The 13,557-nt window shown below is 50.1% G+C and carries 13 protein-coding genes and 1 other RNA gene; 12 read left to right on the top strand and 2 right to left on the bottom strand.

The features are described 5' to 3' along the window. Positions 1–79 precede the first annotated feature (79 nt). The 3 genes from ssrS (at position 80) to NSU00_RS09525 (ending at position 2,149) form a co-directional block, all read left to right on the top strand. Positions 80–264: non-coding RNA, 6S RNA (gene ssrS / locus NSU00_RS09535), on the top strand. 108 nt (positions 265–372) lie between these two features. Then, positions 373–1,308, top strand: a complete 936-nt coding sequence (locus tag NSU00_RS09530; protein WP_050808939.1) for a bile acid:sodium symporter family protein — start codon at positions 373–375, stop codon at positions 1,306–1,308. Positions 1,309–1,381: 73 nt separating this feature from the next. Next, positions 1,382–2,149 (top strand): tRNA threonylcarbamoyladenosine dehydratase, encoded by a 768-nt coding sequence (locus NSU00_RS09525; RefSeq protein WP_017552633.1) that lies wholly within the window; start codon positions 1,382–1,384, stop codon positions 2,147–2,149. Between the two features lie 32 nt (positions 2,150–2,181). Here the strand turns inward: NSU00_RS09525 and NSU00_RS09520 are convergent, their stop codons facing one another. Next, positions 2,182–3,459 carry a replication-associated recombination protein A gene (locus NSU00_RS09520; RefSeq protein ID WP_019720831.1) on the bottom strand — a complete coding sequence of 426 codons (1,278 nt, stop codon included), beginning with the start codon at positions 3,457–3,459 and terminating at the stop codon, positions 2,182–2,184. A gap of 263 nt (positions 3,460–3,722) precedes the next feature. Between NSU00_RS09520 and NSU00_RS09515 the strand changes: the two genes are divergently transcribed. From NSU00_RS09515 to recD2, 6 genes are all read left to right on the top strand, one after another. Further along, complete coding sequence (locus NSU00_RS09515) at positions 3,723–4,466, top strand: SDR family NAD(P)-dependent oxidoreductase (protein ID WP_017552631.1); 744 nt, start codon at positions 3,723–3,725, stop codon at positions 4,464–4,466. 382 nt (positions 4,467–4,848) lie between these two features. Beyond that, on the top strand, positions 4,849–5,268 hold the full coding sequence (gene cymR / locus NSU00_RS09510) for a cysteine metabolism transcriptional regulator CymR (protein WP_013859764.1): 420 nt from the start codon (positions 4,849–4,851) through the stop codon (positions 5,266–5,268). Between the two features lie 20 nt (positions 5,269–5,288). Then, positions 5,289–6,434 (top strand): cysteine desulfurase family protein, encoded by a 1,146-nt coding sequence (locus NSU00_RS09505; RefSeq protein WP_340702735.1) that lies wholly within the window; start codon positions 5,289–5,291, stop codon positions 6,432–6,434. Between the two features lie 15 nt (positions 6,435–6,449). Continuing rightward, positions 6,450–7,565 (top strand): tRNA 2-thiouridine(34) synthase MnmA, encoded by a 1,116-nt coding sequence (mnmA, locus tag NSU00_RS09500; protein ID WP_013859762.1) that lies wholly within the window; start codon positions 6,450–6,452, stop codon positions 7,563–7,565. A 376-nt stretch (positions 7,566–7,941) separates the two neighbouring features. Further along, positions 7,942–8,610 (top strand): tetratricopeptide repeat protein, encoded by a 669-nt coding sequence (locus tag NSU00_RS09495; RefSeq protein ID WP_013859761.1) that lies wholly within the window; start codon positions 7,942–7,944, stop codon positions 8,608–8,610. A gap of 10 nt (positions 8,611–8,620) precedes the next feature. After that, entirely contained in the window at positions 8,621–11,044 is a 2,424-nt protein-coding gene (gene recD2 / locus NSU00_RS09490) for an SF1B family DNA helicase RecD2 (protein ID WP_340702734.1), read from the top strand. Positions 11,045–11,223: 179 nt separating this feature from the next. Here the strand turns inward: recD2 and NSU00_RS09485 are convergent, their stop codons facing one another. Continuing rightward, positions 11,224–11,664, bottom strand: a complete 441-nt coding sequence (locus tag NSU00_RS09485; RefSeq protein ID WP_258921399.1) for a YndM family protein — start codon at positions 11,662–11,664, stop codon at positions 11,224–11,226. Between the two features lie 159 nt (positions 11,665–11,823). Here NSU00_RS09485 and NSU00_RS09480 point away from each other — a divergent pair, with 159 nt between their 5' ends. The 3 genes from NSU00_RS09480 to NSU00_RS09470 all read left to right on the top strand — a co-directional run bounded on the left by NSU00_RS09480 (position 11,824) and on the right by NSU00_RS09470 (position 13,516). After that, positions 11,824–12,036 carry a hypothetical protein gene (locus tag NSU00_RS09480; RefSeq protein ID WP_013859758.1) on the top strand — a complete coding sequence of 71 codons (213 nt, stop codon included), beginning with the start codon at positions 11,824–11,826 and terminating at the stop codon, positions 12,034–12,036. A gap of 17 nt (positions 12,037–12,053) precedes the next feature. Beyond that, the gene (locus tag NSU00_RS09475) at positions 12,054–12,185 is read left to right on the top strand and encodes a YrzQ family protein (RefSeq protein WP_235962360.1); all 132 of its coding nucleotides are present in this window, start codon (positions 12,054–12,056) and stop codon (positions 12,183–12,185) included. 239 nt (positions 12,186–12,424) lie between these two features. Beyond that, complete coding sequence (locus tag NSU00_RS09470; protein ID WP_328013652.1) at positions 12,425–13,516, top strand: AI-2E family transporter; 1,092 nt, start codon at positions 12,425–12,427, stop codon at positions 13,514–13,516. Positions 13,517–13,557: the final 41 nt, after the last annotated feature.

Genomic DNA, 13,557 nt, shown 5'->3' with positions numbered 1-13,557 from the left:
GGGAAAAATGCGGGCCGCCCGCGGGCCTTTTTTCGTTTGAAAACGGGTGAAAAAAATGCTATGATATAAACAAGTTGAATGAGTCCTGGGGTGTTCGTATATGTTCCTATCGTTTTGACCGAACACTTCATTATCGGGAGTCCGGAGTCGCCAGACGGCGTGCATGCCCTTTGCGGGGACGCATAAAGCCTGGTGCAGGGCACCCACCTGCTCGAGAGCGGGATCAAAACAGAGGATTGCAAGAACGGCACGTCCGGGGCTCATTCCACTCTTTTCCCTCTTTTAGAAAAAGAGGGTTTTTTATTTTTTGGAAAAGAAGGAATTTTTGTGTGTTTCTCGTTTTTTGATCGCGCAAACCGTTTCCTTGGCAAAATGATGCCGATTTTTATCCCGGGAAGCTTAATCATCGGGATGGTGATCGGGCACCGGCTGACGGGCCTTTTATTTTTAGTGCCGTGGCTGTTTGCTTTTATGACTTTTACGGGGAGCATCGGCTCAACCTTTAAGCAGCTCGGGGCGGTTGTCCGCCATCCATTTCCGGTTTTGCTTGCTTTAGGGGTGCTGCATCTTTTTATGCCCCTGTTTGCTTACGGAACGGGGCATTTGCTTTTTTCCGGGCACCCGCTGACGACAACCGGGTTTTTGCTTTCGGCTGCCATTCCGACCGGTGTGACAAGTTTTGTATGGGTTATGATGCAAAAAGGGAATATTCCGCTTGTTCTAACCGTCATTTTGATCGATACCCTGCTGTCGCCGGTTGTTGTGCCGCTTACTTTGCTCTTGTTTGTCGGCAAGCGTGTACATATTGAGGGTTGGCCGCTCATGCAGGACCTTTTTACGATGATCGTCATCCCGTCTTTGCTCGGCATCCTGTTCAGCCAGTTTACACAGCTTGAAACCCAGCGGAAGGCCGCTTCAGTGCTTTCCCCGTTTTCCAAAATCGGCATGTTTCTTGTCGTCATGATCAACGGCGGGGTCGTATCGCCGTACCTCAGGGGAATGGATGCCCATGTGCTATTTATTATTTTGACCGTGCTGTTTATTTCGGCTTCCGGCTATTTATTAAGCTGGCTGATCGGCGCTTTGTTCCATCTTGACCGCAGCATGATCGTGACATTGACTTACAGCGGCGGCATGCGCAATATCAGTGCCGGATCTGTCATTGCCGTCACCTTTTTCCCGGCCCAGGTTGTGCTGCCCGTCATCTCCGGCATGCTTTTTCAGCAGGTGCTGGCATCTTTTTTCGGAACGTTGCTTTCGAGCGTATACAGGGATAAAAAAACGGAAAAGCCGGCGGCAAGCAGCTGAACATAAAGTATTGCTTTCCGGGCCGTTTTTGGATAATCTAGGGAAGAAATGAGTATGTTTGGAGATGAGAAAATTGCTGCACCAGTTTTCACGGAATGAATTGGCGATCGGGCAGGAAGGGCTGCAAAAGCTGAAAAACAGCACCGTTGCTGTTCTCGGGGTCGGCGGCGTGGGCTCGTTTGCGGTTGAAGCTCTGGCCCGGTCGGCAATCGGAAGGTTAATCCTGGTTGACAAAGATGATGTTGACATTACAAATATTAACCGCCAGATTCCGGCGCTGCTTTCCACCGTCGGGCAGGCGAAAGCCGATTTGATGAAAAAACGGATTGCCGATATCAATCCGGATTGTGACGTGATTTCTTTAAAAATGTTCTATACGGAAGAAACGGCTGAACAGTTTTTCTCTTACAAGCCGGATTATGTGGTGGATGCGAGTGATACGATAATTTACAAAGTGCATGTAATGAAAGAATGCCTGAAACGGAAGATCAAAATTATATCCAGCATGGGGGCGGCCAATAAAATGGACCCGACGCGCCTCCGCATCGCAGACATTTCCGAAACGCACACCGATCCGATTGCCCGCGTTGTACGCCTGAAGCTGCGAAAAGAAGGCATCAAAAAAGGCATTCCGGTCGTGTTTTCCGACGAAAGCCCGATCGTCATCCGCGAAGATGTCCGCAAAGTGGTCGGAAATGAGGAAGCCGAAATCCGCAAAGCGAAAATGCCGCCATCATCCAATGCGTTTGTTCCGTCCACCGCAGGGCTGTTTATGGCCAGTTTCGTTGTCCGTGACATTTTGAAAGACATCCCGGTAAAAAGGGTAAAAGATGAACATTGAAAAAAGAAAGCATCCCAGATGCTTTCTTTTTTTTACGGCTGACGGTTCCACTCAATTTTTTCATATACTTGGGCGAGTGCCTGCTCAAATTTGCCCGTTTTTTTCGGGTCATAATAGCGGGCAAATTTTAGGGTGTCCGGAAGATATTGCTGTTTGACCCAGCCGTTTTCAAAATCATGCGGGTATTTGTAACCGATGCCCCGCCCTAGCCGTTTTGCGCTTTTATAATGGGCGTCTTTCAGATGGGCGGGCACTTCGCCGCTTTTTCCGGCACGGATGTCGGAAAGGGCGGCATCAATTGCCATCATCGCGGAATTCGATTTCGGCGACAGGCATAATTCGATGACCGCGGCTGCAAGCGGGATGCGCGCTTCCGGAAAGCCGAGCCTTTCTGCCGCTTCGATGGCGGCAAGGGTGCGCGCGCCGGCCTGCGGGCTTGCAAGGCCGATGTCTTCGTAAGCAATCACAAGGAGCCTGCGCGCAATGCTCGGCAGATCCCCGGCTTCGATCAGCCGGCCCAAATAATGGAGGGCGGCATTGGCATCGCTGCCGCGGATCGATTTTTGAAAAGCACTCAGCACGTCATAGTGCGCGTCGCCGTCCTTATCATGGGCAAGGCTTTTCTTCTGCAGGCATTCTTCGGCAATGTCAAGTGTAATGTGGATCACGCCGTCATTGTCCGGTTCGCTTGAAATGACGGCCAGTTCCAGCGCATTTAACGCGCTGCGCACATCGCCGTTCGAGCCTTGCGCAAAATGGTTAAAAGCCGCTTCCTCTATTTTCACTTTGTATTTGCCAAGGCCCCTGTCCGCATCATCAAGAGCACGGGCAAGCGCCGTCTTGATCTCATCAAGCGATAAAGGGAAAAGCTCAAAAATCTGGCAGCGGCTTCGGATCGCCGGGTTAATGGCATGGTACGGGTTGCTCGTTGTGGCCCCGATCAGGACGATCATGCCGGACTCAAGATACGGCAGCAAAAAATCCTGTTTTGCTTTGTCGAGCCGGTGGACTTCATCGAGAAGCAAAATGACTTTGCCGCTCATTTTTGCTTCGGCAGCGACAATCTCCATATCTTTTTTATTGTTCGTCACGGCATTTAATGTACGGAATGCATATTTTGTGCTTCCCGCAATGGCACTGGCAATCGACGTTTTCCCAACACCCGGCGGCCCGTACAAAATCATGGAAGAAAGCTGGCGAGCTTTTACCATCCGGTATATGATTTTATTTTTGCCGACGAGATGCCCCTGCCCGATCACTTCATCAATCGTGCGCGGCCGCATCCGGTAGGCAAGCGGTTCGTCTTTCATTTTAATCGCTCCAAACCTGTTTTCGTATCCTTATCTTATCAGATTTCACGGGCATGCGGAAAGCAATCAGTTTTCCCGGGCACGGGTTTTAAAGGGGAATAGGAATGATGGGGCTTTTTATATTTTTCGGTTGATCCCGGCTGTACATTGTTGCTTTTTTGATATAATGATGGTAAGACTGGAAATAGGCGCCGTGGACGGCCTCGGAGAAAATGCCGGCTGTGCATGGTTTTTGTATGATTTGACATAGGAAGGTGAACGCGGTGAAACTGAAAAATAAAGTGGCTGTCATTACAGGCGGCGCTTCCGGAATCGGGGAAGCAACGGCCTGGCTTTTTGCAAACGAAGGTGCGAAGATTGTCATCGGGGATGTAGCGGAATCCAAGATGGAAATTGCCGATAAAATCAAAGAAACCGGGGGAGAAGCCCTTTTTGTCCATTGTGATGTTTCCGATAAATACAGTGTCAAACATTTGATGGAGAAGGCGACAGATACTTACGGGAAGCTTGACATTCTGGTTGCGTGTGCCGGAATACCGGAAAAGCACGGGCCTGTCCATGAACTCGACCAGGATTACTGGCAAAAAGTTTTGGACATTAACTTAACCGGTGTGATGCTCTCCAATAAATATGCGATCCCGTATATGCTGAAAAATGGAAAAGGCGCGATTGTCAACATGGGCTCTTTTATGGCCCATGTCGGAATTACCAACAGTGCGGCCTATTCCGCCGCCAAAGCCGCAGTTGTGAATTTGACGCGGGCGGAAGCTGTCACGTATGCCAAACAGGGCATCCGTGTCAACAGTGTCTCCCCTGGCACGACAGAATCCCCGGCGCTGAAATATTTCACAAAAGAACAAATTCAGGAAACCATTGACCACAATCCGATGGGCAGGCTCGGCAAGCCGGAAGAAGTGGCGAAAGCCGTCTTGTTCCTTGTAAGCGATGACGCATCGTTTATTACCGGCACGGACCTTCATGTGGACGGGGGCTATACGGCACAATAAAAAACACCATCCGGGGAAAACCGGATGGTGTTTTTTTGGATGAAACCGGTTTTTTGAAAGAACCGGGCCCCTTCGAGACGTCTTTATCCATACCGATTGTCGCCCGCCGATATTTATCCCCCGCCTGCCCGGTGGGAGATAAGGAAATCCGATAAACAGGGCCTGCCGACAGATGGGGAAGATAAGCAAACAGGGCCGGTGCCCTAAGCCGCAGGCCGGCCGCTCTTGTTTCGCACTATGCCGATAAATATGCTATAATATGTTAAGTTTGGGACCAGTCTGTTCGTTCATTTATATGAATGGGCTTCTTTTTTTACGCGCTCATCTGCCGTTTTTGGCTTAACAATTTTTTTCGGGAATAATCGGAAAGAGGTGGAATGAAATGAAAATCTCAACGAAGGGCCGCTACGGGCTGACCATTATGATTGAACTGGCAAAGCGGTACGGCAAGGGGCCGACTTCCCTGAAATCCATCGCCCAGAGCCAGAATTTGTCTGAACATTATCTGGAGCAGCTGATTTCCCCGCTCCGCAATGCCGGGTTTGTCAAAAGCATCCGCGGCGCTTACGGCGGCTATGTTTTAACGCAAAAACCTTCGCAAATCACAGCCGGTGATGTGATCCGCGTGCTGGAGGGCCCGATTACGCCGGTAGAGGGCATTGAAGACGAAGAACCGGTGAAACGCCAGCTCTGGATCCGGATCCGGGACGCGGTCAAGGACGTTCTTGACAGCACAACCATCGAAGATCTGGCCAAATACCGGGAAGATACAGAACCGGATGCCTACATGTATTATATTTAAATTGATATGGGGTGCGAAAAGTGGAGAAAATTTATTTGGACCATGCGGCCACTTCCCCTGTCCTTCCGCAAGTTGCAGAAAAAATGATGCAAGTGCTTACCGGCCATTTCGGGAATCCGTCGAGCATTCATGCATTCGGCAGGGAAGCGCGCCGCATTTTGGACGAAGCGCGCCAGGTGATTGCAGACAGCATCGGCGCGCAGTTTAATGAAATCATTTTTACAAGCGGCGGAACCGAAGCGGATAATTACGCGATTCTCGGTACGGCAGAAGCAGCCGCTGAAAAGGGAAAACATATTATTTCCACGGAAATCGAGCATCACGCTGTTTTGCATCCGCTGGAATATTTGGAAACAAAAGGGTACAACGTCACGTATTTACAGCCGGATGAAACAGGGCGGATTAAGGCGGAAGACGTGCAAAAAGCGCTCCGGAATGATACCATTCTTGTCAGCGTGATGTATGGGAATAATGAAGTCGGATCGATCCAGCCAATTGCCGAAATCGGCGGGCTGCTGAAAAACCATCCGGCCGTTTTCCATACGGACGCCGTCCAGGCTTACGGAAATGTGAAGCTCGACGTAAATGCCCTGAACGTGGACATGCTTTCCGTTTCGGCCCATAAAATTGGCGGGCCAAAAGGGATCGGATTTTTATACGTTCGGAACGGAACAAAATTGAAAAATCGCAACTTCGGCGGCGCACAGGAATTAAAACGCCGCCCGGGGACGGAAAATACGGCGTCCATTGCCGGTTTTGCCGAGGCCGTCAAATGGGCGCAGCAGGCGCTTGCTGATAAACCAAAGCAATACGGCACTTTTAAACAAAGATTTATGGAAATTTTAAAGCAGGAAAAGGTGGAATTTCAGCTGAACGGCAACGCGGAGGCGGCACTTCCGCATGTGCTCAACTTAAGTTTTCCGAAAACGGACGTGGAATCGCTGCTTGTCAATCTGGACCTTGCCGGGATTGCGGCTTCAAGCGGCTCTGCCTGCACAGCCGGGTCGATTGAGCCATCCCATGTCCTTGTTGCCATGTTCGGGCGCGATTCGGAACGGCTCCGCACCTCCATCCGTTTCAGTTTCGGGATTGCCAATACGATGGAGCAAGTGGAAGCGGCCGCCCGCAAAACGGCAGAAATCGTCCGCAAGTTCCAGCAACAATAGAAAAGAGGAGGCATTATGCAAAAAGCACCAGAAGATACAAGAGTGGTTGTTGGCATGTCGGGCGGCGTTGACTCTTCTGTTGCCGCCTATTTGCTCAAACAGCAGGGCTATGACGTGATCGGCATTTTTATGAAAAACTGGGATGATACCGATGAAAACGGCGTCTGCACGGCAACGGAAGACTACAATGACGTCATCCGCGTTTGCAACCAGATTGGCATTCCGTACTATGCCGTTAATTTTGAAAAACAGTATTGGGATAAAGTGTTCACATATTTCCTTGATGAGTACCGCGCGGGAAGGACGCCGAACCCGGATGTGATGTGCAATAAGGAAATCAAGTTCAAGGCTTTTCTTGAACATGCTTTAAACCTCGGTGCCGATTATCTTGCGACCGGCCATTACGCACGCGTGGCTTACCGGGACGGCGAATATAAAATGCTGCGTGGCGCGGATGGAAATAAAGACCAGACGTATTTCCTCAATCAGCTCGGGCAGCACCAGCTTTCGCGCGTGATGTTCCCGATCGGGGAGCTCGAAAAACCGCGCGTCCGCGAAATTGCGAAAGAAGCCGGGCTTGCCACGGCAAATAAAAAAGACTCGACCGGCATCTGCTTTATCGGCGAACGCAATTTCAAAGAATTTTTAAGCCATTATCTGCCTGCGCAAAAAGGGCTGATGAAAACGCTTGACGGAAAAGTGATGGGCGAACACGAAGGCTTGATGTACTATACGATCGGCCAGCGCCACGGCCTCGGGATCGGCGGTTCCGGCGAGCCATGGTTTGCTGTCGGCAAAGACCTGAAAGAAAATGTCCTTTATGTGGAACAGGGATTCCATCATCCGGCCCTCTACTCCGATTATATGACCGGCGTGAAAGCAAACTGGGTATCGGGCCGGAAGCCGCCTGAAGAATTCAGGTGCACCGCGAAGTTCCGTTACCGCCAGCCGGACCAGAAAGTAACGGTCCAATTGCTTGGCGATGATGAAGTCAAAGTCATTTACGATGAACCGGTCCGCGCCGTCACCCCCGGCCAGGCTGTCGTTTTTTACAACGGCGAAGAATGCCTCGGCGGTGCCACGATCGATAAAATTTATAAAAACGAAGAACAGCTCATGTATGTCGGCTGATCTTGCAGGAGCCATGCACACGATTGATGTGTGCATGGCTTTATTTATGGGCAAACAGGTCACCGCTCTAAACCTTTGGCCAGGGGAAACTGACTCCCGGATGAACATGGAAACGGAAAGTCCGGCATGATCGCGGCACAGGCTTTTGCACCAAGCAGGAAAAAGGCTGTTCTCCTTTATACAGCCCGAAAAGACGACCGCCTCGCGCGCTGATGTAAAAAGCGCCTCGCCCTTCATATAGCCTGAGAAGCCCATCATCCGGGCCGGGCGCGGGAGGTGCAAAAGCAAGCCCTCACAAAATGCCGGGGTTCGTTAAAAAAGTGAAGGGATTCATTTTATGTTATAATACTCGTATCATCAATCAGGAGTGTACGAAATGAACAAGCATGAACGCGGTATGAAGGCCTTGCAAGATAAAAAATATGATGAAGCGCTGAAATGGTTTAATGAAGCGATCGAAGACAATCCGGACGACCCGGTCGGCTATATCCATTTCGGCGATGTGCTGCTTGCTGCAGGCGAGCGGGAAAAAGCGCAGAATTTTTACCGGAAAGCGCTGGAATTGAAAGAACTTCCCGCCCCCTTTTACAGCCTTGGCACAATCCAATACGAAGAGGGGCACTATGAAGCGGCTGCCGGCTGTTTTGAAAAAGCAATCCGGCTCGGGCTTAAGGACAAAGATACGTATTTTATGCTCGGCATGTGTTTTATGATGCTCGGCAATCCGCGCTTTGCCATGCCGTATTTGCAAAGGAGCGTCGAACTGGGCGAAGGGGATACGGAAGCGAGGTTCCAGTATGCGCTCTCCCTCGTCAAATCCAATTTCGCGGATGAAGCGCTGGAACAATTTCAAAAAGTGCTGGAACAGGACCCAAAACATACGGATGCTTTATACAATGCAGGCGCGATTTATATGCAATTCCTTGGCGACCTGGAGAAAGCGGCCCGTTATTTCAAAAAAGCGGTGGAGATTCAGCCTGGTCATCTGCTTTCGGGATACGGCCTGAAAATGGTTGAAAAACTGAAAGACATTGAAACGCTGTAAGGTGATGAAATTGGAAAAACAGCATGCGATGGATTTATTCCAGGACCAGGAAAATTTTATAAAAGGAAAGCATCTCGCGACCATTTTCCATAACGAGCAAAATTTGTATTCCGTCATCCGTGTGCGGGTTGAAGAGACCAATACCGGGATGGAAGAAAAGGAAACGGTCATTACCGGCTATTTTCCGCGCATCCATGAACAGGAAACGTACACCTTTTTTGGAAAAATGCAGGAACACCCGAAATTCGGCCCCCAATTCCAGGCAAACCGCTTTCAGAAGGACATTCCCAATACAAAGCAGGGTGTTGTTGAGTATCTTTCCAGTGATTTATTCAACGGCATCGGCAAAAAAACGGCGGAGCGGATCGTTGGCGTGCTCGGTGAAAATGCGATCAGCAAAATATTGGAAAATCCCGCCGCCCTTGACGAAGTACCAAAACTGGCGCCGGAAAAAGCACAGCTGATCCATGATACGTTGGTTGAACACCAGGGGCTTGAACGTGTCATGATCGGGCTTGCGCAATACGGTTTCGGGCCGCAGATTGCGATGCGCATTTACCAGGTTTACGAGGATGAGGCGCTCGAAATGATCGCACAAAATCCGTACCGGCTCGTCGATGATATCAAAGGCATCGGTTTCGGGCGGGCCGATGAACTCGGCCGGCAGCTCGGCATCAGCGGGACGCATCCGCACCGTATCCAGGCCGGCTGCTGTTACATGCTGGAAATGGAAAGCATGCAGCATGGCCATGTGTACGTCCTGAAAGAAGAACTTGCGCAGGATGTCAAGGCCCTTTTGGAAGAGTACCAGAATGTTGAAATCCCGGTCGGCCTGATTGAAAATGAGCTGGTAAAACTGCAGGAAGAGAGCAAAGTGATCATGGAAGAAGACAAAGTCTATCTTCCGTCCCTCTATTTTTCGGAAAAAGGAATCGTTTCCAATATTGAGCGGATAATGTCGCAAACCGAGTATGCGGAACAGTTCCCGGAGTCGGAATTCCTGCTTGCCCTGGGCAGCCTTGAAGAACGGCTCGGCGTCGAGTATGCCCCGTCGCAAAAGGAAGCCATCCAAAAAGCGCTGATGAGCCCGATGATGATTTTAACGGGCGGACCCGGCACAGGGAAAACAACGGTCATTAAAGGGATTGTGGAACTGTACGGCGAATTGCACGGCGTTTCGCTTGACCCGCAAACCTATAAAAAAGATGAGGCATTTCCGATTGTCCTCGCGGCGCCGACAGGGAGGGCCGCGAAAAGAATGGCGGAATCAACCGGTCTGCCGGCGATGACGATCCACCGCCTGCTCGGCATGACCGGCATGGAGGACCTGGACGATTCAGAGGAACGGCAAGTAGAAGGCAAGCTCGTCATCATTGATGAAATGTCGATGGTCGATACATGGCTTGCGAACCAGCTGTTAAAGGCGCTGCCGGATGAAATCCAAGTCATCATGGTCGGGGATGAAGACCAGCTGCCGTCCGTCGGTCCAGGCCAGGTGCTGAAAGATTTATTGAAATCGGGCGCCATCCCGGTTGTCAGGCTGACAGACATATACAGGCAGAAAGATGGTTCTTCGATTATTGAACTGGCTCACCATGTCAAAAATGGGCGTATTCCGGAAAATATTTTTCAAATGCAGGCAGACCGTTCGTTTATCCGCTGTTCTTCCGGCCAGGTGGCGGAAGCGGTGGAAAAAGTGGTGAAAAGCGCGAAACGGAAAGGCTATACGGCAAAAGACATTCAGGTGCTGGCGCCGATGTACAGAGGGCCGGCCGGCATTGACCGTCTGAACAGCCTGTTGCAAAATATTTTTAATCCGAATGAGAACGGCGCCCGCAAAGAGCTGAAGCACGGGGACGCGGTTTACCGGATCGGCGATAAGGTGCTGCAGCTTGTCAACCAGCCGGAACACGGAGTGTATAACGGCGATATCGGCGAGATTGTCTCCCTTTTTACCGCAAAAGAAAATACGGAAAAACAAGATATGCTCATCGTTTCTTTTGACGGGATTGAAGTGACGTATACGAAGCCTGATTTCAACCAGATTACGCTTGCGTATTGCTGTTCGATCCATAAATCGCAAGGAAGCGAGTTCCCGGTAGTGATTTTGCCGGTTGTCCGCAGCTATTACCGGATGCTGCGCCGAAACTTGCTGTATACTGCGATCACAAGAAGCAAAAAAATTTTAATTCTGCTTGGCGAAGAACCGGCTTTCCGGATGGGTGTGGAAAGGGAAGATGACCAAAAACGGAAGACGACACTGTGTGAAAAACTGGCTGAAGCATTAAAAACGGAACAAATAGAGGAAGGGACGAAGACACTCCTGTCCCTGACAGAAGAAAATTGGGACCATGTCGACCCGATGATTGGCATGGCGGGCATTACCCCGTACACTTTCGCGGAAGAAAAGCAAACGGCTCCCCAAGCGGATTAAGCAGATCAAAAAGCAGCGAGGCCGGCCGCTGCTTTTTGATTTGGCTCAGGAATCAAGCTTTCTGGCAGGCCGGGCCTGGCTGATTTGGACATTTTTATCCCCGGCGTATCCTTTATTATTTTTAAACTTAAAGATAGATATAGCAGTTCATGTGTCATTTAAAACATCCAGGCAAGCCCTTATTGCTGTTTCTTTTCCGTTTCTGGGCGGATTTCCTCTGCTGTTTCCGTACCATACCGGAGGCTTGATGCTTTGCTCCGCCGCGGGACCCCTTTTTGGAGCACATAGTCGGCCAGATATTGGTGATAAAAATATTCGAATACGCTGATGACGACGGCAGCACCGAGCGAAACCGGAAGCCCCGGCAAATTGTTGTGGGCGAAAAACCGGGTCATCCCCCAGATGACAGAAAATGCAAGCCCGAAGTCTGAGATCAGCACAAACCAATCCGCTGTGCGCGGAAGAAGGCCGAGATCAGCCAAAAAATAAGAAATGACGCCAAGAAGCAGCGCTGTAAACAGCACACCGAAAAAAGACATGCCGTAAATGAGGCCGAGCACCAAATACAACAAAATAAAATGCCCGGCGATTTTAATCAAAAGCGGTTTAATGTTTTGCATACATGTCACTTCCTGTTGTTGGTTTTCTATATTTTTTCCGGAATGGGCGATCATACGCTGGGAACCGTTCCCTTGCATGCCGCCCGTCCGCCCCGGCAAACGATACATGCCGGTTTGACGTATGCTTTTTGGAAAAATTGGGCATATTGGTAAGCAAAAATGGCGCTTGAAAGCGAGGTGCTTACCATGCAATGCCCGAATTGCCGGAGCAAGGACATCGGAAAAATCGGCGTGAACCAGTATTACTGCTGGAACTGTTTTATTGAACTGTCGATTGCAAAAAATACGATCCATACCCATCAGGTGGAAGAAGACGGCACATTGAGCTCTTTGGATGATTTGTTTGAGGAAGAAGCGCGCAAACTGAGCTGATGGAGGGAATGGGGAAAATGAACAAAATGCTGATGGCTGCGGCCGGTTTTGGTGCGGGGATTGTCGCCGCCCAAATGGCGAAGAATGGCTTCGCGGACAGGCGGCAGATGCGGAATATGGCAAAGCGGGTGCGCAAGGCATTCCGTTAAATCTGCATACCCGGTAAAAAACCCCGGCCCCGTTTCCCTCGCCAGACGCCAGCGGCCGAAATGGAACGCACGGATGCATCATGCCAAATGGCGGATACCCCTGTTCGCCGGCAGCTCGTTCATAAGGTGTATGCGCCCTCCGTATTTCAGTTGTCCCAAAGGTTGCTGCATTGGATCGGTGATAAAAATCCTCATAAACTTCCCTCTTTCGCAAACACTTGAAGGAGGGAGGTTTTTTTATGCAACGGTTTCGCGGTACATGGCTGTATAAATTATTTTGGCTGTTATTCATCCTGGTTATTTTATATGTGCTGCTTTTGCTCAAGCCTTTTTGGGCGCCCGTATTGCACGTCACATTGGCGGTATGCCTGCCGCTTTTGATCGGCGGTTTTATCGCTTACATCCTCCACCCGCTTGTTGAATTTCTTTATAAAAATGGGCTGCCGAGAGGGCTTGCTATCCTGATTATCTATATTTTGTTTTTTGGCGGCACCGCTTACGGCATTTACAGAGGGCTGCCGCTTGTGATCGCCCAAATGAACGATCTGTCGGAACATCTGCCGCAGTTTGCCGACCAGTACAGGGACGGCGTTGTTTACTTGCAAACATCGATGAAGCACTGGCCGGACGGGCTTCAGGACCAGATTGACGAGCGCATTGAACGCTTTGAATTATGGCTCTCTGCAAATGTTTCAAATTCAATCAATATGCTGATGCAACTTGTCAATTACGCCATTGCGCTTGCCGTCATTCCGTTTATTTCATTTTACCTTCTGAAAGATTTTGAACATGTCAAAAAAGCGGCACTGGCATTGACGCCGGAAAAATGGCGGCCGTCCGCAGCAGAATTTATTCGCGATGTCGACCGGTCGATCGGTGGCTATCTCCGCGGCCAGCTTTTGGACTGCCTGTTGATCGGCTTTCTTTCTTTTGTCGCATTTGCCATCCTTGGCATGAAATACCCGATTTTACTCGGTATCATCATCGGGGTCACCAATGTCATTCCGTATTTCGGCCCTGTTTTGGGCGCCATTCCCGTTTCGGTTATTGCGGCGACCATTTCATTAAAATTTGTCCTTTATGTCGTCATCATTGTGTTCGTCCTGCAATTTATTGAAAGCAATATCCTTTCCCCTTTTATTGTCGGGAAATCTTTGCATCTTCACCCGCTGTTTATCATCATCGCCTTGATCGCGGGAGAGGAAATCGCGGGGATCGCAGGACTGATTCTCGCTGTGCCGGCGCTTGCCGTGCTGAAAGTGGCCATCATCCATGCTCGCAAAACTTTGCGCTTTTCAGGCCGCACGAATCAAGTTGACAAACCGGAGTAAACTTTTTTATAATTTACCCATGAACATACGTGTCCTGTTGG

This window comes from Weizmannia sp. FSL W8-0401, assembly GCF_038009125.1.
Lineage (GTDB): Bacteria > Bacillota > Bacilli > Bacillales > Bacillaceae_C > Weizmannia > Weizmannia coagulans.
This window is presented reverse-complemented; position numbering and strand designations above follow the sequence as displayed.